The sequence below is a fragment of the Mycobacterium sp. genome, assembly GCF_025933915.1.
Lineage (GTDB): Bacteria > Actinomycetota > Actinomycetes > Mycobacteriales > Mycobacteriaceae > Mycobacterium.
In genome coordinates this window covers 1-21,489 of the sequence record NZ_JAICZA010000001.1, presented here as the reverse complement: position 1 = coordinate 21,489, position 21,489 = coordinate 1, and the positions used below count along the sequence as shown (strand labels likewise).

The following is a 21,489-nucleotide window of genomic DNA, read 5'->3' as shown; positions in this document are numbered from 1 at the left end:
CCGGAGCCCAGCAGTGACCGCAAGGTCGCTGCTTTTCGCTTTTCAGGGCATCGGGAACCAGCGGGCGTGCCCTGGCAGCTAACACAGAAAGACACACCCACATGTCCCTCACCGACTTCCCCACAACTGTCGACACGTCCGATCATCGGATCGTCTCGTTCCGAGAGCTCTCGGCTCCCGCCGTGATTCGAACCGAACTGCCGCTGACGCCTCGACGCGCCCAGGCCGTCCAGCGCGACCGCGATGAGGTTTCGGCAATCCTGGCCGGCCACGACGACCGGCTGCTCCTCGTGGTCGGCCCCTGCTCGGTACACGATCCCGTCGCCGCACTCGATTACGGCCGCCGGCTCGCCGCGCTTGCCGCCGAGTACGCGGAACGGCTGAAGGTCGTGATGCGGGTCTACTTCGAAAAGCCGCGCACCACCATCGGGTGGAAGGGTCTCATCAACGACCCCGCCATGGATGGCAGCTTCGACGTCGAACGTGGCATCCGCACCGCGCGCGCGTTACTGCTCGACATCATCGACGTCGGCCTGCCCGTGGGGTGCGAATTCTTGGAGCCCACCAGCCCGCAGTACATCGCCGACGCGGTTGCCTGGGGCGCCATCGGCGCCCGGACCACCGAATCACAGGTGCACCGCCAGTTGGCATCCGGGCTGTCGATGCCGATCGGATTCAAGAACGGGACCGACGGCAACATCCAAGTCGCCATCGACGGTGTCAAAGCCTCAGCGGCGCCTCACCATTTCTTCGGAACCGACAACGTGGGCCGCGCGGCCGTCGTCGAGACCATGGGCAATCCCGACTGCCACGTGATCCTCCGGGGCGGTACCGCCGGCCCGAATTACGATGCCGCCTCGGTGGTCACGGCCATCGAGTGGTTAGGCAGGGCAGGGCTTTCCGAACGAGTCATGATCGACTGCTCACACGCCAACTCCGGCAAAGACCACGGGCGACAGGCCGAGGTCGCGGCCGAGGTGGCCGCACGCATCGCGGCGGGCGAGCGCGGTATCGCCGGCCTGATGCTGGAAAGCTTCCTGGTGGCCGGCGCCCAATCGCTGAGCGGCGAGCTGACATACGGCCAATCCGTCACCGATGAATGCATGGACTTCGGAACCACCGCCGGCTTGCTGGCGGAGCTCCATGCGGCGATGGGCTGATCCGGGCAGCCCGCGCACCGGGTCGCGGCTATCGCGCCGAAACCTGGCCGGCGATCGCCTTTTTGTCGATCTTGCCGATCGGCGTGGTGGGTAGCGATGTCATCGTCACCAGGACATCGGGCCGGGCGTGCGCGGCCACGCCGCGCTCGTCGAGATAGACGTTCAATTCCGCAAGCGACAGCCCCTTGTCTTTGAAAACAACTGCCGCACAGATCTTCTCACCAAGATATGGGTCGGGCAGTGCTACCGCGGCGGCCGAGAAGATCGCCGGGTGGCTGTGCATCTGCTCCTCGAGGTCTGCCGCGGAAATGGTTTCGCCGCCACGGCAGATCACGTCTTTGACGCGGCCGGTGACCACGACGTAGCCGTCGTCCCCGATCCGGACCAGGTCACCGCTGCGAAAGAAGCCGTCGGGGTCAAAGCAGCGCTCATTGTCGCGCTCGGCGCGGAAGTAGCCGTTGAACGTGTACGGTCCGCGGACCAGCAATTCGCCCTCGTCGCCGGGCGGCACCGGCTCACCGGTCGTATCGACCACGCGCAGTTCATCGGCGGCGGACAACGGCCGCCCCTGCGTGTGCTCGGTGAGGTGCGGTGGATCATCGAGCCTGGTGTAGTTCAGCAGCCCCTCGGCCATCCCGAACACTTGCTGCAGGCCCGGCGTCAAGGCGGTGCGCACCAACCGGGCGTCCTCGGGCTCCAGCTTGGCTCCGCCGACTTGCAGGAGCCGCAAGGTCTTTGGGGTCACCGGTTCCCATTCGCAGGCCTGCGCCCACAGTTTGGCCAGGGCCGGCACCAGGGCGGTGACCGTGACGCCGTGGCGTGCGATGGCGGCAAAGGCCGCCTCGGGGCTGGGATCGGTGCCGAACACGGTGGTGGCGCCGACCGTCATCGCGCCGAGCAGGCCGGGGCAGGCGAGTGGAAAATTGTGGCCCGCCGACAGCACCGCCAGGTAGACGTCGTCGGAGGTGAGCCGGCAGAGTTCGGCGCTGGCGGTTGCGTTGAATACGTAATCGGCGTGGGTGCGGGGGATGAGCTTGGGCGTGCCGGTGGTGCCGCCGGAAACCAGAAGCAGCGCAGGCGATCCCGGGTCGCCGGGCGCCGGCGGCGGGTCTGCGGGCGCCTGCTCGCACAGGTGCGCCCATGAGGTGAACGGCCCCGGGTCGCCGTCGACGATGACGTGCTCGAGCGCCCCGTGTTCCTCGACGAGCCGGTGCGCCATCGTCCGGTAGTCGAAACCCGCTGCCGTATCGGCGATCAGCAGCCCGGTGGCCTGGCTGACCGCGGCGAAATGCCCGAGTTCGGCGGCCCGATGGCCCGGCAGGCACATCACCGGAATCGCGCCGGCCCGCAGCAGGCCGAACAGCGCCACCGCGAACTGGCAGCGGTTCGGCAGCTGCAGCAGCACCCGGTCGCCCGCCGCGATGCCCGCCGCCCTTAGTCCACCGGCGGCGCGGTTAGCCTGGGCGTCGAGGTCCGCATAACTGAAGCCGGTACCGCCCACGGCGTCGAGCACGGCAATTCGGCCGGGCCACTGCCGCGCCGCGTCGGTCAGGATCGAGTCCAGGGTTCGGCCCGTCCAGTAGCCCTCCGCCCGGTAGGCGGCGGCGCGATCCGCGGGGAATGGCACGAACCCGTCGAGGACTCCGGCCGGCGGCTGCGGTGTGTGCGGGCTCATGGCTCCTTAGGCGGGGTCAGGCGGGGCTAGTAGCGGGGACGCAGGGAGTAAGGATAGGGTAACCAAAAAATTAGGGCAGCCTGTGCTAATCCAGGGAGGGTTTGTGGTGCACGCCCCGGCGCGCTCGGAGGACATCCGGGCGGAGGTGGCTGAACTGCTCGGCGTTGACGTCGATGCAGTTCAGCCGGGTAGCAACCTCATCGGCCAGGGTCTGGACTCGATCCGGATCATGACGTTGGCCGGCCGCTGGCGCCGCCAGGGCGTTGCCGTCGATTTCGCCGCCCTCGCCGAAACGCCGACGATCGAGGCCTGGGCGCAGTTGGTCGCCGCCGGCGGCGAGGGCGCTGATCAGCGGGCCCTGCCGGTCGACACCCCCGCGGACGCCGAGCGATCCGGGGATGACGAGCCTTTTTCGCTGGCCCCGATGCAGCACGCGATGTGGGTCGGCCGCCAAGAAAACCAGCAGCTGGGCGGCGTCGCCGGGCACCTCTACGTCGAATTCGACGGTGGCCCGATCGATCCGGAACGGCTGCGCACGGCGGCCACCGCGCTCGCACGTCGCCATCCGATGCTGCGGGTGCGGTTCCTGCCCGACGGGACGCAGCGCATCACGTCGGCCGACGAGTGCGGCGCCTTCCCGGTCAGCGTCGAGGATCTGCGGGACCTGAGGACCGACGAGGTCGATCAGCGGCTCGCCGCCATCCGCGACGCCAAATCGCACCAGCAGCTCGACGGCGCGGTGTTCGAGTTGGAGGTGACGCTGCTGCCGGACCGACGGTCCCGGCTCCACGTCGACCTGGACATGCAGGCCGCCGACGCGATGAGCTATCGCACCCTGATGGCCGACCTGGCGGCCCTCTACCTCGGCCGCGACCTGCCCGAGCTGAGCTACACCTACCGCCAGTACCGCCAAGCCATCGAGGCCGACGACGCGCGGCCGCAACCGGCCCGCGACGCGGACCGGGCCTGGTGGGCGCAGCGGCTTCCCGAGCTGCCGGACCCACCCGCCTTGCCGACCACCGGTGGCCGTCCCGTGAACCAGAGCACCCGGCGCTGGCACTGGCTGGACCCGCAGACCCGCGATGCGCTGTTCGCCCGCGCCCAGGCGCGCGGATTCACCCCGGCGATGGCGCTGGCCGCGGGGTTCGCCAACACCCTGGCGCGCTGGTCGACCACCTCGCGCTTTCTGCTGAACGTTCCGTTGTTCGGGCGCCAGGCTCTGCACCCGGACGTCGATTCGCTGGTCGGTGACTTCACCTCCTCGCTGCTGCTCGATGTCGATCTCATCGGCGCGGACACGCCGGCGGCCCGGGCGCGGGTCGTGCAGGACGCGATGCGCACGGCGGCCGCCCACTCCGCCTATCCGGGGCTGTCGGTGCTGCGCGACCTCAGCCGTCATCGCGGCACCCAGGTGCTCGCGCCCGTCGTCTTCACCAGCGCGCTCGGACTCGGCGAACTGTTCAGCTCCGAAGTGACCGACCAGTTCGGAGCACCGGGCTGGATCATCTCCCAGGGGCCGCAGGTGCTGCTCGACGCGCAGGTCACCGAGTTCGACGGCGGCGTCCTGGTGAATTGGGATGTGCGCGAAGGGATCTTCCCGTCAGGGGTGATCGACGCGATGTTCGCCCACCACGTCGGCGAGCTGCTCCGGCTGGCCTCCGGCGACGGCGCGTGGGACGCGCCGGGCCCCTCGGCGCTGCCGGAGGCGCAGCGCGCGGTACGCGAGGCGGCCAACGGCCGCACGGCCGAACCCAGCGGAGAAGCCTTGCACGACGGGTTCTTCCGGCAAGCCGAGCAGCGGCCCGACGCGCCGGCGGTGTTCGCGAGCTCCGGTGACCTCAGCTACGCGCAACTGCGCGACCAGGCGCTGGCGGTGGCGGCCGCGCTGCGTGCGGCCGGCGTCGCCCCCGGCGACACCATCGCGGTGGTGGGTCCGAAAACCGCCGAGCAGGTTTCGGCGTTGCTGGGCATCTTGTCCGTCGGTGCGGTCTACCTGCCGATCGGTGCCGACCAGCCCCGCGACCGCGCCGAGCGCATCCTCGCGTCCGCCCGCGGGAGCCTGGCCCTGGTGTGCGGCGGACAACGACTGTCCCTGCCGGTGCCCGAGGTGGTGATCGCCGACATCCTTCGTGATGCCACCTTGTGCACCGAAATCCACTCCGCGAGAATCGATCCCGACGAGCTCGCCTACGTGCTGTTCACTTCCGGCTCCACCGGGGAGCCCAAGGGCGTCGAGGTCACCCACGACGCGGCGATGAACACCGTGGAATTCATCGCCCGCCACTTCGAGATCGGCCCGGCGGATCGATGCCTTTCCCTGTCGACCCTCGAGGGTGACATCTCGGTGATGGACATCTTCGTCACCTTGCGCACCGGCGGCGCCATCGTCGTCGTCGACGAGGCGCAGCGGCGTGATCCCGACGCCTGGGCCCGGCTCATCGACGCTCACAAGGTCACGGTGCTGCATTTCATGCCCGGCTGGCTGGAGATGTTGATCGAGGTCGGCCGCGGGCGGCTGTCCTCGGTCCGGGTGGTGCCCACCGGGGGCGACTGGGTGCGGCCGGAGGTGGTGCGCCGGCTGCGGGCCGAAGCGCCCAACCTGCGGTTCGCCGGCCTCGGGGGCGCGACCGAAACCCCGGTGCACAACAGCATTTTCGAGGTGACCGACGAGATACCCGAAGACTGGACCGCCCTGCCCTTCGGCGTCCCGCTTCCCAACAACGCCTGCCGCGTCGTCGACGACACGGGCGCCGACTGTCCCGACTGGGTTCCCGGCGAGTATTGGGTCTCCGGACGCGGCATCGCACGCGGCTACCGCGGAAGGCCCGATCTCACCGCGGAACGCTTCGTCGAGCACGACGGCCGAATCTGGTACCGCACCGGCGATTTGGTTCGCTACTGGCCAGACGGCACCCTCGAATTCGTCGGCCGCGCCGACCACCGCGTCAAGATCAGCGGGTACCGCGTCGAGCTGGGGGAGATCGAGACCGCGTTGCGTCGCGTGCCCGGGGTGCGGACGGCGGTGGCCGCCTTGATCGCCGTATCCGGCGAATCCGACGTGCTGGCCGCGCAGGTATGCACCGACGACACCGCCGTGACCGCGGAGAAAATCCGACAGGCTCTTGCCGATCTCGTTCCCGCGCACATGATTCCGCGCCACATCACGGTGGCGGAGCGGATCGGCTTCACCGATGCCGGAAAGCTCGACCGGCGCGCCGTGGCGCGCGAATTGGAAGCCGCCGTGTCGCAGTCGCAGCGGCCGGGCCACCGTGCGCCTTCGACGCCGCTGGAATCCGCGCTGGCAATGATCGTCGGTGATCTGCTCGGCCGGCAAAACGTCGGCGTCGACGACGACTTCTTCGCGCTCGGTGGCGATTCGGTGCTGGCCACGCAGGCGGTCGCGCGAATTCGGGCCTGGCTGGACGTACCGGACATCATGGTCGCCGACATCTTCGCCAACCGAACCGTGTCGGCGCTGGCCGCGGTGCTCGGCGCCGGCGAGCACGACCCCGGCCGGCTCGACCAGGTCGCCGAGCTATATCTGGAGGTTATCGGCATGGATGCCGAATCGGTTCTGGCGGCCTCTCAGCAACCCGCGAAATCGTAAACGGCGCAATGACATTGAATAACATGATCACCATGCCTTCCGCATTCCCGTCCTGGATCAAGCGGACCCCCGGCCGCGACAATGGTCCGGCGGACCGCCCTGCGGGCGCCACCGTGATATTCCCGCACGCCGGGGCCGCCGCCGCGGGCTATCGGGTGCTGGCCGCGGCGCTGGCCGCCGGCGGCGACACCTACGTCGTGCAGTACCCACAGCGGGCCGATCGCCTCAGCGAACCCGCTCACGAAAGCGTGCACGACCTGGCCACCAGCCTCTTCCAGGCCGCACCCTGGCCCAGCGTCGCACCGCTGACGCTGTTCGGCCACAGCATGGGCGCCGTCGTCGCCTTCGAGTTCGCCCGCGTCGCCGAGACACACGGCGCCCAGGTGCGCAAGCTCTGGGTATCGGCGGGCCCACCGCCATGCGTGGTCTCCGACATGCCCGAGCTGCCGACCAGTGACGACGGGCTGCTGGCGGACATCGCCGATTTGGGCGGCACCGACCCGGAACTGCTCGCCGACGAAGAATTCTCCGAACTGCTGACCACCGCGGTGCGCGCCGATTACCGGGCCTTCAACGGGTACGACCCCAGCCCCGATGTCCGCATCGGCGCGGACATCCACGTGTTGGGCGGCCATGACGACCACCGGATCAAGACCGGCGTGCTGCGCCGGTGGGAAAGGCACACCGCAGGATCCTTTGCGCTATCGCTGTATGACGGCGGGCACTTCTACGTCTATGACCATGTCGACGCGGTCGCCGCGCAGGTGAATGCCGGGTGAGGCCAATGTCGAACGATGCGTATGGTGCCGAGAGCGTCGACCCTGTCGTGATCGTGGGTATGGGTGTCGAGGCCCCCGGTGGCATCGAAAACGCCGAGGGATATTGGGATCTGCTGGCGCACGGCCGTGAGGCGCTGGGGCCGTTTCCCACCGACCGCGGTTGGGCGGTGCGGGAACTGCTCGCCGGATCGCGCCGCAGCGGATTCAAGGAGATCCATGATCGCGGTGGATTCCTCGGTGGGGCAACCACATTCGATCCCGAATTCTTCGGCATCTCACCCCGGGAGGCCGTCGTGATGGACCCGCAGCAGCGGGTGTCGCTGCGAGTGGCCTGGCGCGCTCTGGAAAACAGCGGCATCAATCCCGACGACCTCGCCGGGCACGATGTGGGCTGCTTCGTCGGCGCATCGGCCACCGGCTACGGACCCGAAATGGCCAGGTTCTCCGAGCACAGCGGCCATCTGCTCGCCGGGACCGCGCTCAGCGTGATCTCGGGCCGCATCGCCTACACGCTGGGATTGGCCGGGCCGGCGCTGACCCTGGATTCCTCGTGCGCGTCGGCGCTGGTGGCCTTCCACGTCGCGGTGCGTTCCCTGCAAAACGACGACTGCGACATGGCTATCGCGGGCGGGGTCAACGTGCTGGGCTCACCCGGCTTCTTCGTGGAGTTCTCCAAACAACACGCCCTCTCCGATGACGGATACTGCCGCCCCTACAGCGCGCAGGCCAGCGGAACCGTGTGGGCCGAGGGAGCGGCGATGTTTGTGCTGCAACGCAAATCGGCCGCGCTGCGTGCCGGCCGGCGGGTCGTGGCCGAGGTGCGCGCCACCGCCATCAACCAGGACGGGCGCAGCGCCGGGCTGAGCGCGCCCAGCGGCGACGCCCAGGTCCGCCTGTTCCAGCGCGCCATCGCCCAGGCCGGGATCAAACCGGCCGAGGTGGGGATGATCGAGGGCCACGGCACCGGCACCCGGCTCGGTGACCGCACCGAATTGCGTTCGCTGGCACAGACCTACGGCGACACCGAAGCCGGCGGCGGGGCCCTGCTGGGCTCGGTGAAGTCCAACGTGGGGCATTCGTTGGCCGCCGCCGGCGCGCTGGGGCTAGCCAAGGTGCTGGTCTCCGCCGAACACGGCGCCGTCCCGCCCACCCTGCACGCCGACAACGCCAGCCCCGAAATCGAGTGGGATAAACAGGGTTTGCGATTGGCACAGAATCTGACGCCGTGGGCGGCCATCGACGGGCAGCGCATCGCCGCGGCCTCGGCGTTCGGAATCGCCGGCACCAACGCGCATCTGATCGTCTCCGTCCCCGAGGTCGCGTGATGCTCATCCATCGATTGCCGGACGGGCGCGTCCCGGTGTTGCTGAGTTCCCACGACCCGGAGCTCATCCCCCGGGACGCCGCGGCGATCCTCGACTACCTGGGCCGCATCGACTCGGCGAACGTGACCGCCGCGATCGCCTCCACCCTGCTGCGGCTGCGGCGCGCGCGCCGGCACCGCGCGCTGCTGCGAGCGGCCGACCGCGCCGAGCTCGTCGCCGGGCTGTCGGCGATCGCTCGCGGCGAGGAGCACGAGCTCCTCACGCAATCCGCGAAGGCGACGCCACCGCGCATTGCGTTCGTGTTCCCGGGCCAGGGCAACCAATGGCAGTCGATGGGCGCCGACGCCTACCGACGATTGTCGGCCTACCGCGAGGCGGCCGACCGGTGCGCGCACGCGTTCCTGCTCGCCGGATTTGCCTCTCCGCTCCCGTATCTGGTGGGCGAGGAAGAGCGCAGCTGGTCACGTCCGCAGATCCAGGGAGCGCAGTTCACCCACGCGGTCAGCCTGGCCGAGGCGTGGCGATTCTGCGGGGTGCTGCCCGATATCACCATCGGCCACAGCCTGGGCGAGGTGGCGGCGGCATATGTGGCCGAAGCGATCTCGCTGCCCGACGCCGTCGCTCTGGTGGTCGCCCGCGCCACCGTTGTCGACCAGTTGACGGGCCGCTACGCGATGGCGGTGCTCGGCACCGGCCTCGACGTCGCCGAGTCGCTGCTGGCCGAGGCGCCCGGCTGGGTGGAGGTTTCGGCGGTCAACGGGCCGTCGTCGACCGTGGTCGCCGGCGATCACGACGCGGTGGCCGCCGCGGTGCGGCTGGCGCAGCAGCGCGACATCTTCACCCATCAGCTGTCCGTCGACTATCCCGGCCACACCAGTGCACTACGTCCGTTGCGTGCCAGCCTGGGCGAGCTGACACCGCCGTCGGCGTTCCGGGACGGGCCGGTGAGGTTCATCGGCTCCACCTTCGGCGCCGAGGTGGGCGAAGCGACCGATTTCTCTGGATATTGGTATGAGAACCTCTGCGGCACAGTGCTCTTCGATCTTGCGGTGCAGCACGCCCGCGCCTGTGGCGCTGACACGTTCGTGGAGCTCTCGGCGCACCCGTCACTGCTCTATCCGCTGGGCGACATCGTCGACGATGAGTCGACCGTCATCGTTGGCTCGGGGCACCGCGACCGGCCCATCACCGAAACGCTGTCGGCGAGCATCGCCGCCGTCGCGACCGCCGACCCCGGCTGCAGGTGGGCCGACGCGGTCCCGGCGGGTAACCAGGCTCCGCTGCGAGGCTTCCCGAACGCGCCGATGCGCGCGGTGCACCTCTGGGCGGCGCCGGAACGCGTGACCGAACCGGCGTCGGTGCCGGCGCTGACGGTGGCCGTCGAGGACTGGCAGCAGACGATGTCGCCGATCACGCCGAGCACAACACGCCCCGACATCGGGTTCTTCGGCGCGGACGCGCCGGCACGGCGGCTGGCCGATGCCGTTGCGGCGCAAGGTGGCTGCCGGGTAGTGTCGCCGAACGACGCGGAGATCCTCGCGATAGTGGCGCCGGGTCTCGACCGGCTCGACGCCACGGCCGCAATCGAGCAGATCGCCGGTCTGCCCGATGCCGGCCTACCCGATTACCCTGCGCTCATCGGCCCGCGATGCCGGGCCGTCTGGCTGCTCACCGCGGGTGCCGAACAGACCGATCGGGACGACTCCAACGTCTCAGCGGCGCAGGCGGCCCTGGCCGCGATGCATCGCAGCGTCGGGTTCGAATTCCCGGATCAGGCGTTCGGGCATCTCGACCTCGCGCACCGAGATGTGGACGCCGCGACCGCGCGGGCCGTCGTCGACGTGCTGTCGGGCGAGGCGGGCGAGGTCGCGTTGCGGGGCGGCGAGTCACCGATAAGCCCTGTCCGAAGCCATGTCCGAACATTCCGCGCGTGCCGCGAATCGGCGACGAGCCGGCCGCTCGAGGCCGGGGCTCTGGACGACGTGGTGATCACCGGAGGCAGCGGAGCCATCGGCTTGCAGTATGCGCGGTACTGCCTCGAACGCGGGGCGCGGACCGTCACCCTGCTGAGCCGCCACGGCGTGGACCCCGCCGCGCTGCGCGAGCTCACCGACAAGCACGACGCCGAAGTGCGTGCCCCGCAATGCGATATCACCGACCCCGCCGCGCTGGCCGCCGTGGCCGCCGCGTACGCGGGTTCGGGGGCGTCGTTGCTGATCCACACCGCGGGCATCGCACGGGCGCGCTCGCGCTCCGAGCTCACCGGTGCGGACGTGGCGGCGGTGTGCGCCGCCAAGGTCCGAGGGTTGGCGTTGATGGCCGACGGGTGGCCGCTGCGGCCGGACTGCCGAATCATCGCCTGCTCGTCGGTGTTCGGGACCTGGGGCGGCTACAGCCACGCGGCATACGCGGCGTCCAACCGGATGCTCGATGTGTTGGCCGCCCAGTTGCGTGCCGAAGGCCGCGACTGCGTGGCGATCCGCTGGGGACTGTGGCAGGGCGCCGGGGTGGTGGTCGGCAACGAGATCACCCGCACCGAACGCTCGGGTCTGGTGGCGATGGAGCCACAGGCGGCGATCGAAGCCAGTCTGTACCGCTACGACGGCGATCCGCTGATTTTCGACGCCGACTTCGACCGGCTGCGGGTGTTCTTCGAAAGCCAGGGAATGCCAATGCCGTTCAGCGCTTCGCACACCGGCGACGGCGATGCAGGGGAGAACATCTCCATCGCGAAGCCGCTCGCCGACGTGGTGTGCGCCGAATTGGCCGCGACGCTGCACCTGGGCGACGCACTGTCGATCGACCCCGCCACGTCGCTCATCGACCTCGGGGTGGACTCGTTGCTCGCCCTCGATTTACGTAAAAGGCTGCGCCGCACGGTGGGGAACTCGGTCCCGGTGGCCCGCATGCTGGGCGGCATCACCGTCACCGAGCTGATCGACGCGCTGCGCGCCGACCCAGCGGGCGGCCCCGCGGCGCCGCAATCATTCGAACCCACCGGCGCCGCCAACGGTGCGCACCACTCAACGCTCGCGACGCTCGAAAGGTTGGACTCCTAGCGTGACAGACACCACTGGCGCCGGCACCCATCTCGACGATGAGCGCTTAGAACTACTGCGCCGCAAGCTCGCTGAACGCGGCCTGGCCAGGTCGACGGGCGCGGGGGCCGTGACCACCTACGACGAGCCCCGCATGTCCGTCGGCCAACACCGAATGTGGTTCGTGCAGTCGGTCGATCCCGACAGCGCGTTGCTCAACATCTGCGTCTCCTATCGGCTCAGCGGCGCCGTCGATGCCGCGCGGTTACATCGCGCGGTCGACGCCGTAGCCGCGCGACACCCCGTACTTCATACGACGTATGACACCGACGGCGACGGCGACCCGCGCCCGGCCATCCGCGACGAGCTGCGGCCCGAGTGGGCCGAACACGACCTGTCGGGGTTGGCCGATCAGGCCCGCCGCTTGCGGCTGGATGTGCTGGCGCAGCGCGACTTTCGCCGGCCATTCGACCTGAGCAACGATTCACCACTGCGCGTCACGGTGGCGCGCCTGGCCGCCGATGACCTGATACTGCTGATCACCGCGCATCACATCGCCTGGGACGACGGCTCGTGGGCACCGTTTTTCGCCGATCTGACCCGCGCGTACACCGAGCCGGACGACTTCGCCGCCGGGCCGGTGCTGCCGGATCTCTCCAACGACCCGACCGCGATCCGTCAGGCGGATCTGGATTACTGGCGGCCGTTGATGGCCGATCTCCCGGAGCCACTGGAACTTCCCGGGCCCAACGGTTCGGTGGTGCCCAGTACCTGGCGTGCGCAGCGCGCAACCGCGCCGTTGTCGGCGGACACCGTCGACCGGGCGGCCGCGCTGGCCCGCGAGACGGGCGCCACTCCGTACATGGTGTTGATGGCCGCGTTCGGCACCCTGATGCACCGCTACACCCAGTCCACCGATTTCCTGTTCGCGGCCCCGGTGCTGAACCGTGGCGTGGGAACCGAGGATGTGATCGGGTACTACGGCAACACCGTGGTGATCCGGCTGCGCCCGCGGCCGCACCAGACGTTCCGCGAGCTGCTCGCCCAGACCCGTGACGGGGCGGTGGGTGCGTTCGCCCATTCGCGCGCCGACCTGGACTGGCTGGTGCGCGAGTCGAATCCCGATCGCCGACACGGCGCTGACCGGATGACCCGGGTCAGCTTCGGACAGCGAGACCCCGACGGTGCGGGCTTCTGCCCGCCGGGCGTGCACTGCGAGCGCGGCGAATTGCGCGGTCATTTCAACCAGCTGCCGCTGAGTCTGATGGTGGAGCTGAATCGTACGCCGGATGGCCCGGGCGGCGGCCTGATCGAGGCCGAGTATCTGGTCGAGGTGCTGGATCAGCAGTTGGTGGAGCAATTGCTGCGCCACTACGGCGCCCTGCTGGACAGCGTGCTGTCCGCTCCCGACGCGACGCTGTCGGCGTGCGCGCTGATGAACGACGACGACGCCGAATGGCTGCGGGCGGTCTCGACCGGTGCGGAGTTCGTCACCCCGGCCAGCACACTGTCGGCGTTGGTCAGCCGGCGGGCGGCGCTGACGCCCGATGCCGTCGCGGTCGTCTACGAAGGACGCGCCTACACCTATCGCGAAATCGACGAAGAGTCGAACCGGGTGGCGCACCGGCTCATCGAGCAAGGGATCGGCACCGAGGATCGCGTGGCGGTACTGCTGGACAAGTCACCCGAATTGGTCATCACCGCGTTGGGCGTGCTCAAGGCGGGTGGGGTGTACCTGCCGGTGGATCCCACCTACCCAGACGACCGGCTGAGCTTCATTCTGGGAGACGCGGACGCCAAACTGGTGTTGCGCGAACCGGTTTCCGGCGTGGAGGACTACCCGGCCACCGCGCCTGCCGCGTTGATCCGACCGCTGAGCCCGCAGAACACCGCGTACCTGATTTACACCTCGGGTTCCACGGGGCTGCCCAAGGGCGTTCCGGTGCCCCACGCGCCCATCGCCGAGTACTTCGTCTGGTTCGGCGACGAATACCGGATCGACGAAACCGACCGGCTGCTGCAGGTGGCGTCGCCCAGCTTCGACGTGTCGATGGGCGAGATCTTCGGGACATTGATCATGGGCGCCCGACTGGTGATTCCGCGGCCCGATGGGCTGCGCGACATCGGCTACCTCACCGATCTGCTGGCCCGTGAAGGCATTACGTCGATGCACTTCGTGCCGTCGCTGCTGGGGCTCTTCCTGTCCCTGCCCGGCGTCAGCCAGTGGCGCACGCTGCGTCGCGTGCCCATCGGTGGGGAGGCCCTACCCGGCGAGATCGCCGACAAATTCCACGCCACCTTCGATGCGTCGCTGCACAACTTCTACGGGCCGACCGAGACGGTCGTGAACTGCACCAGCTACCCGGTGGAGGGCGCCCAGGGTACGCGGGTGGTGCCGATCGGCCGGCCCAAGATCAACACGCAGGTGTATCTGCTCGACAATGCCCTGCGGCCGGTTCCCGTCGGGGTGATCGGTGAAATCTACATCGCCGGAACGCATGTCGCGCATGGATACCACCGCAGGCCGCAGCTGACGGCCGAGCGCTTTGTCGCCGACCCGTTCACCCCGGGCGGACGGATGTACCGCTCGGGCGACCTGGCCCGGCGCAACGCCAACGGGGACATCGAGTTCGTCGGGCGCGCCGACGAGCAGGTGAAGATCCGCGGGTTCCGCATCGAGCTCGGTGAAATCGCCGCCGCCATCTCGGTCGACCCCAGCGTCGGACAAGCCGTCGTGCTGGCCATGGACCTGCCCCAGTTGGGCAAGAGCTTGGTCGGATACGTGACGCCGGCCGAGGGCCTCGACACGGAAACGGTTGACGTCGAACGTATCCGCGCTCGGGTGGCCGCCGCGCTGCCGGACTACATGACTCCGGCCGCCTATGTGGTGCTCGACGAGATCCCGATCACCGCACATCAAAAGATCGACCGCGCCGCGCTGCCGCAGCCACAGCTCGCGGCCGGCACCGAGTATCGCGACCCGACGACTCCCACCGAAACCCGGATCGCCCAACTGTTTTCCGGGCTGCTGGGCCACGAGCGGGTGGGCGTCGACGACTCGTTCTTCGATTTGGGTGGTCACTCGCTGGTCGCCACCAAGCTGGTCACCGCGATCCGCTCCGAGTGCGGCGTGGAGCTGGGCATCCGCGACGTGTTCGAGCTCGCCACGGTGGGCCTGCTGGCGGAGCGGGTCGACCAGCTGAGTTCGGGCCAACTGACGCAGTCACGCCCCAGGCTGATCGCGACCACACACGACGAACCCATGCCGCTCTCGGCCTCGCAGCTGCGCAGCTGGTTCGCCTATCGCCTGGACGGCCCCAGCCCGGTCAACAACATCCCCTTTGCGGCGAAGCTGACCGGACCGTGGGACATCGACGCGTTGATCGCCGCCGTCGGCGATGTCCTTGCCCGCCACGAAATCCTGCGCACCAGCTACGTCGAGGTGGACGGCGTGCCCTATCAGGTCGTGGGCCCGGCCGACGTCGAGGTTCCGGTGCGCCGCGCGCAGGGCGCCGGGGACGCCTGGCTGCAGCAGCAACTCGACGTCGAGCGGCGCCACTGCTTCGAGCTGGACTCGGAACTGCCGATCCGGGTCGCGGTGCTGCGCACCGAGAACGCCGCCGAACACGTGCTATCGCTGGTGGTGCACCACATCGCCTCGGACCATTGGTCGGCGGGCGTGCTGTTCTCCGACGTGATGACGGCCTATCGAGCGCGGCGCGGTGGGGAAGCGCCGTCCTGGGCGCCGCTGCGCGTGCAGTACGCCGATTACGCGGCATGGCAGCGCACGTTTTTGGGTGACGGCAGCGGACAGGAGTCCGCGATTGCCTCCGAGCAGCGGGAGTACTGGACCCGGCGGCTGGCCGGGCTGCCGGAGGACACCGGGCTGCGCCCGGATTTCCCGCGCCAGCCGGTGCCCAGCGGGGAGGGCGAATCCGTCGACTTCCACATCGACTCGGGCACCCGGGCCAAGCTCGGCGAGCTGTGCCGCGAGTTGGGCGTCACCGAGTTCATGCTGCTGCAAACGGCTGTCGCCGTGGTGCTGCACAAGGCCGGTGGCGGCGTGGACATTCCGTTGGGTACCCCGGTCGCGGGTCGCACCGAAGCCGAATTGGACCAACTGATCGGCTTTTTCGTCAACATCCTGGTGTTGCGCAACGACATGGACGGCAACCCGACGTTACGAGAACTGCTGAAGCGGGCCCGGGAGACGGCGCTGGCCGCCTACGCTCACCAAGACCTGCCGTTCGACCGGGTGGTCGACAGCGTGAGCCCGGTGCGTTCGCTGTCACGCAACCCGTTGTTCCAGGTCGTCGTGCACGTCCGGGATCACCTGTCCGCCACGCGGGTCATCGAGACCGCACCCGCGGGGGGTGCCGGAGGCGACACCGTATGCACGTCACTGGATCCCATCTTCGACATGGCGCACGCCGATCTCAGCGTCAACTTCTTCGGCACCGACGGCGCCGACGACATCGGTTACAACTGCAATGTCATCTTCCGCACCGAGCTCTACGCCAGAACCACCATCGAGCGGCTGGCCGAATGGCTGATCCGGGCGGTCACCGCGTTCGCCGATGACCTCGATCAGAGTCTGCGAGACGTTGCGCTGATCGATGCAGGAGAACAGCGCCGCATTCTGCAGGACTGGAGCCGCGGTCCGCGGCCGCCGCACGACCGGCCGCGGACCATCCCGGAATTGCTGGAACCCAGTCGGACGTGGGGTGCGGACCGGATCGCGGTGCGCTGCGGCGACCAGCAGATCGATTACCCCACGCTGCATCGCTGTTCGGACAACCTGGCCGCGCTGCTCGCCAGGAGCGGGGTAGGCCCGGGGGCGTTGGTCGGGCTGTCGACCCGTAGGAGCATCGAGCTGGTGGTGGCGCTGATGGCCATCATGAAGGCCGGTGCCGGTTATTTCCCCATCGATCCCGGTTATCCGTCGGCGCGAAAGCAATTCATGCTCGACGACGTCCAGCCGTCGGTGGTGGTGGCAACGGCCGAGGCGGTGGACACCATGCCGCAGGTGCCGGGAGTCGAGTTGATTTCGCTCGACGATCCCCGCGTGGGCGCCCTGGTGGACAGCGATGACGTGGATCCGCAATCCAGGGATTTACGGCTGCCGCACCCCGACGACCCGATGTACCTGGTATTCACCTCCGGATCCACCGGCACGCCGAAAGGCGCCGTGGGAACCCATCGTTCGATGGCGGCCCGGCTGGATTGGCAGCTGCGAAACTATCCGCCCAGGACCGAGGACGTTCGGTTGGCGCAGGCGTCGATCACCTTCCTCGAAGGCGGCATGGAGATGCTGGCCGGCCTGGCGGCCGGCGCGACCATGGTCCTGGCCGACGACGCCGAGCACCGCGACCCCGAGGCCCTCGGGGAGTTGATGAACCGGTATTCGGTTGCCCAGGTGACCGCGGTGCCCAGCCTGGTCTCGGCGTTGGTGGACAGCCGGCCCGACGCCGTGGCCTCGCTGTCGCGGCTGGTGTGCGGTGGCGAGCCGGTCAGCGCGTCGTTGCTGCAACGGCTGGTGTCGGTGTGCACCGATGACGGTGGCACCGAGCTGTTGAACAACATCGGTTCCACCGAGACCTCGGGTGCGGTGTCCCGCGGGCGGTTGGGCTTGCCGAATCCGCTTGTCGGAAAGCCAGTCCCGGGCGCGCAAGCCTACCTCCTCGACGACGGGCTGCGCCCCGTGCCGGTCGGGGTGGTGGGCGAGCTGTACTACGCCGGCGACCAGCTGGCGCGCGGGTATTGGAAACGTCCCGGTCTGACCGCAACACGGTTCGTCGCCAATCCTTACGGTGTGGAGCCAGGTTCGCGCTTGTACCGCAGCGGCGATTTGGCCCGGTGGACCGAGGACGGCCAACTGGAATTCGTCGGGCGCTCCGATCACCAGGTGCAGGTCCGTGGTTTCCGGGTCGAGTTGGCCGAGGTCGAGGCGGCCCTGGCGGCGGCCGAGGGTGTCGCCTCGTCGGCCGCCCGCACCTGGGAGGTGCACGGCGGTACGTCGCTCGCGGGATATGTTGTGCCGCAGCGGCCGATCACCGATGATGTCGAAAGGGCGGTCTTCGCGGGGGAGGTGCGCGCCGCGATCGCGACGACGCTGCCGGGCTACATGATGCCGTCATCGCTGAGCGTTCTCGACGTTCTGCCCAAGACCGAATCGGGCAAGCTGAACCGGCCCGGGTTACCGCGTCCGTCGGTCGGCACCGGTGGCCTGACCGAGCCGGCACGCACGGACACCGAACGGGCGCGGGCCAAGGTGTTCGCCGAATTGCTGTCGACCCCCGAAGTGGGGCGCTTCGACGACTTCTTCGCGCTCGGCGGCGACAGCATCCTGTCGGTGCAGTTGGCCTCGCGTGCGCGGGCGGTCGGCCTGGCGGTGAGTCCGCGCATGATCTTCGAGAATCCGACGGTGCGGCAGCTGGCCGCGGCGCTGGACGCCCTGGGAGACGCGGAGGCTGACGCCGAACAGCGGGGCCAGGCGACCGATGTGCGTTTCGAGCCGATGAGCACCTCCGGTCTCTCGTCCTCGGATCTGGCTGCTGTGACACAACTTTGGTCGTCGTCGCGCGAAGGCACGACATGACGGCCGCCGGAACCGACGTCGCGCCCGACATCGAGGACGTGATGGCGCTGAGCCCGCTGCAGGAGGGCTTGTATTCGCTGACCACGCTCGCCGAATTCACCGACGGCGAAGCGGCGGACGACCCGTACGTGATCGGGATGGCGGCCGACATCTCCGGTGGCCTCGATGTCGCGCTGCTACGCGAGTGCGCTGAGAAGATGTTGGTGCGCCACCCGAACCTGCGGGCCAGCTTCTTCAGCCGGGGCATCCCGCGGCCGGTGCAGATCGTGCCGTCCCGCGTCGAGTTGCCGTGGCGACTCGTCGCCGCCGCGCCCGAGGACGTGCCGACGCTGGAAACCGGCGAGCGCCGCCGACCATTCGATCTGGAACACGGGCCGGCCATCCGCTTCCTGCTGATCGAATTGCCGGGTGCGCGATGGCGTTTGGTGCTCACCGCCCATCACATCGTGATCGACGGATGGTCGATGCCGGTGTTCATCAACGAGATGATGATCCTCTACCACGCCGGCGGCGACCTGGCGGCGCTGCCCGTCGCGTCGCGGCCGTACCGCGATTACATCGGCTGGCTGGCCAGTCGCGACCCGGAGGCCAGCCAGCAGGTCTGGCGCCAGCACCTGGCGGCCCTGCCGGGCCCCACCCTGCTGGCCGCCGCCCTGGGCTCGGTGGAGACGGCCGAGGGACAGCAGACGGCGCTGCCGCGCACCACCGAACTGCGGCTGCCGATCGAGGCCACCGCGCGGTTGGTCGACGAGACCCGGTCGCGTGGCATCACCGTCAACACCCTGATGCAAATGGCGTGGGCGCTGGTGTTGTCCCGGCTCACCGACACCCTCGATGTGGCTTTCGGGGTCACGGTCTCGGGCAGGCCGCCCGAACTGACCGGCGTCGAGACCATGGTGGGCTTGTTCATCAACACCGTGCCGCTGCGGGTGCGGCTGGACCCGGCCGCGAGCGCCGGTGAGCAATGTCGCGCCGTGCAGCGCGATGCCGCGCTGCTACGTGAGCACAGCTATCTCGGGCATGCCCAATTGCGGGCCCTCGGCGGGGTCGGGGAGATGTTCGACACCCTGCTGGTCTACGAGAACTTCCCGATGAACGGGCTTTCCTCCGGTGGCGAATTCACCGCCGGTGGTGCGACATTCCGGCCCTCGGCTCTGCAAACCCTGTCGCACTTCCCGATCGCCATCGCCGCCCACATGGAGGCCGGCGAGCTGGTAGTGCTGATCGAAGTGATCGATGGCGCACTGGGCGCCATTCCGGCCGCCACCGTCGGGCGGCGGGTGCTGACCACCGCCGAGCGACTGCTGCAGGACTGGGAACGTCCGCTGCGCGAGGTCAGCGTCCTCTTCCAGGACGAAGCGGCCCCGCTGCGTGCCGGCACAACGGGCCCGAAGTCACCGCGGTGCATTCACGCGCGGTTCGCCGACGTCGCGGCCGGCGCACCGGACAACCCGGCGATCAGCTGGGCGGGCGGCACGCTGAGCTACCGCGAGCTGGACGAGGAGACCACCCGGCTGGCCGCCCAACTCGCCCGGAACGGGGTCAAGCCCGAAACACCGGTGGGCATAAAGCTTTTCCGAGGCCCGCAGTACATCATCGCGATACTTGCGGTGCTCAAGGCCGGCGGCATGTGTGTCCCCATGGAGCCGGGGATGCCCCCGGGACGGGTGAATTCGATTCTGCGCCAATCCGGCGCCTCGATCGTCTTGGACGAAGGACTGACCGCGCAGCTACTCGAAGCCAGCCCGCCGCGCGACGACTTCGACCCGGTCGACGTCCCGCTCGAGCAGGCCGCGTACGTCGTGTTCACCTCGGGCACCACCGGAGAACCAAAGGGCGTCATCGGAACTCACGGCGCGGTGGGCGCCTACGCCGACGACCACCTGGACGGCGTGCTGCGCCCCGCGGCCGCCACGCTCGGCCGACCGCTGCGCATCGCCCACGCGTGGTCGTTCGCCTTTGACGCCGCCTGGCAGCCGTTGGTTGCCCTGCTCGACGGCCACGGCGTGCACGTGGTCGACGAGCAGACCCAGACCGACGCCGAGGCCCTGGTCGCGGTGATCGCCGAGCACGGCATCGACATGATCGACACCACCCCCTCGATGTTCGCCCAACTGCAGGCTTTCGGCCTGTTGACCGACGTGCCGCTGACGGTGTTGGCGCTGGGCGGCGAGGCGATCGGCAGCGCGGCCTGGGCTCGAATCCACAAGGCGTGCAACACCACGCCCATGACCGCATACAACTGCTACGGGCCGACCGAGACCACGGTCGAGGCGGTCGTCGCCGCCATCGCCGAGCACGACGAGCCCTGCATCGGGCGGCCGACCCGGCACACCCGCGGATACGTGCTCGATTCCGGGCTGCGCCCGGTGCCGTGCGGCGCGACGGGCGAACTGTATCTGGGCGGCGCCCAGCTGGCCCGCGGCTATGTGGGCCGCGCGGGAGAGACCGCGGCGCGCTTTGTCGCCGACCCGTTTGTGGCCGCCGAGCGGATGTATCGAACCGGCGACCTGGTGCGCCGGTTGCCCGACGGCACAGTGCAATACGTCGGTCGCGCCGACGCCCAGGTGAAGATCCGCGGCCACCGCGTCGAGCCCGGGGAAATCGCGGCCGCCCTCGAATCGCACCCCGCCGTCCGGCACGCAAGCGTGCTGGTGCGTCAGCACGCCGGCGTACCGCGGCTGACCGCGTACGTGGCGACCGGCGCGGGCGACAAGCCGACGGTGACCGATCTGCGGGGCATGCTCAGCATCCGGCTGCCGCGCTATATGGTGCCGCAGCGCATCGTCCTGGTCGACGAAATCCCGTTGACCCCCAACGGCAAGCTCGACGAATCCGCGCTGGCCGCCTTCGACACCGCCGAGTCCGTCGCCGGGGCGACGACGCCCGAGACCGCCACCGAATCCGCGCTGGCCGAACTGCTCGCCGAGCTGCTGGGGCACCCGCGCGTCGACGTCACCGCCGACTTCCTGCAGGTGGGGCTGGACAGCATCATGGCGCTGTCGGTGGTACAGGCGGCCCGGGCGCGGGGAATCGCGCTGCGCGCCAGACTGATCCTCGACTGCACCAACATCCGCGAACTGGCCGAGGCGATCGACTCCGAAACCGCCACGGCCACCCAGCGGGTAGACGACGGAACCGGGCCAATGCCGTTGCTGCCCAACGGCCGATGGCTCTACGAACACGGCGACCCGCGCCGGCTCGCCCAGACCGAAGCCATCCGGTTGCCCGAGACGCTGCGCCGCGAACAACTCGATGCCGCGCTCGCCAGCATCATCAACGGCCACGAAGTGCTGCGCACCCGGGT

The 21,489-nt window shown here is 69.2% G+C and carries 8 protein-coding genes; 7 read left to right on the top strand and 1 reads right to left on the bottom strand.

What is annotated here, in order from left to right:
* Positions 1 to 101 precede the first annotated feature (101 nt).
* Entirely contained in the window at positions 102 to 1,160 is a 1,059-nt protein-coding gene (locus Q0W90_RS00040; protein WP_297772519.1) for a 3-deoxy-7-phosphoheptulonate synthase, read from the top strand.
* Between the two features lie 28 nt (positions 1,161 to 1,188).
* Here the strand turns inward: Q0W90_RS00040 and Q0W90_RS00035 are convergent, their stop codons facing one another.
* Complete coding sequence (locus tag Q0W90_RS00035; RefSeq protein ID WP_297594373.1) at positions 1,189 to 2,835, bottom strand: AMP-binding protein; 1,647 nt, start codon at positions 2,833 to 2,835, stop codon at positions 1,189 to 1,191.
* Positions 2,836 to 2,938: 103 nt separating this feature from the next.
* Between Q0W90_RS00035 and Q0W90_RS00030 the strand changes: the two genes are divergently transcribed.
* The 6 genes from Q0W90_RS00030 to Q0W90_RS00005 form a co-directional block, all read left to right on the top strand.
* Positions 2,939 to 6,442 carry an amino acid adenylation domain-containing protein gene (locus Q0W90_RS00030; protein WP_297772515.1) on the top strand — a complete coding sequence of 1,168 codons (3,504 nt, stop codon included), beginning with the start codon at positions 2,939 to 2,941 and terminating at the stop codon, positions 6,440 to 6,442.
* Between the two features lie 8 nt (positions 6,443 to 6,450).
* The gene (locus tag Q0W90_RS00025) at positions 6,451 to 7,221 is read left to right on the top strand and encodes an alpha/beta fold hydrolase (RefSeq protein ID WP_297594369.1); all 771 of its coding nucleotides are present in this window, start codon (positions 6,451 to 6,453) and stop codon (positions 7,219 to 7,221) included.
* A 5-nt stretch (positions 7,222 to 7,226) separates the two neighbouring features.
* Positions 7,227 to 8,546: a polyketide synthase gene (locus Q0W90_RS00020; RefSeq protein ID WP_297594367.1), complete on the top strand. Its 1,320-nt coding sequence runs from the start codon at positions 7,227 to 7,229 to the stop codon at positions 8,544 to 8,546.
* Positions 8,546 to 11,605, top strand: a complete 3,060-nt coding sequence (mbtD, locus tag Q0W90_RS00015; RefSeq protein WP_297772512.1) for a mycobactin polyketide synthase MbtD — start codon at positions 8,546 to 8,548, stop codon at positions 11,603 to 11,605. Before Q0W90_RS00020 ends, mbtD begins: the two co-directional genes overlap by 1 nt.
* A gap of 1 nt (position 11,606) precedes the next feature.
* Complete coding sequence (locus Q0W90_RS00010; RefSeq protein ID WP_297772510.1) at positions 11,607 to 18,182, top strand: non-ribosomal peptide synthetase; 6,576 nt, start codon at positions 11,607 to 11,609, stop codon at positions 18,180 to 18,182.
* Positions 18,179 to 21,489 (top strand): amino acid adenylation domain-containing protein (locus tag Q0W90_RS00005; RefSeq protein WP_297772509.1); only part of this gene is annotated, 3,311 nt, incomplete at its 3' end. The genes Q0W90_RS00010 and Q0W90_RS00005, both read left to right, overlap by 4 nt.

Excerpts from the sequence above, each read along its gene's own strand:
- Q0W90_RS00040 (WP_297772519.1), top strand. The coding sequence starts at position 102 with ATGTCCCTCACCGACTTCCCCACAACTGTCGACACGTCCGATCATCGG.
- Q0W90_RS00035 (WP_297594373.1), bottom strand. The coding sequence starts at position 2,835 with ATGAGCCCGCACACACCGCAGCCGCCGGCCGGAGTCCTCGACGGGTTC.
- Q0W90_RS00025 (WP_297594369.1), top strand. The coding sequence starts at position 6,451 with ATGACATTGAATAACATGATCACCATGCCTTCCGCATTCCCGTCCTGG.
- Q0W90_RS00020 (WP_297594367.1), top strand. The coding sequence starts at position 7,227 with ATGTCGAACGATGCGTATGGTGCCGAGAGCGTCGACCCTGTCGTGATC.
- mbtD (WP_297772512.1), top strand. The coding sequence starts at position 8,546 with ATGCTCATCCATCGATTGCCGGACGGGCGCGTCCCGGTGTTGCTGAGT.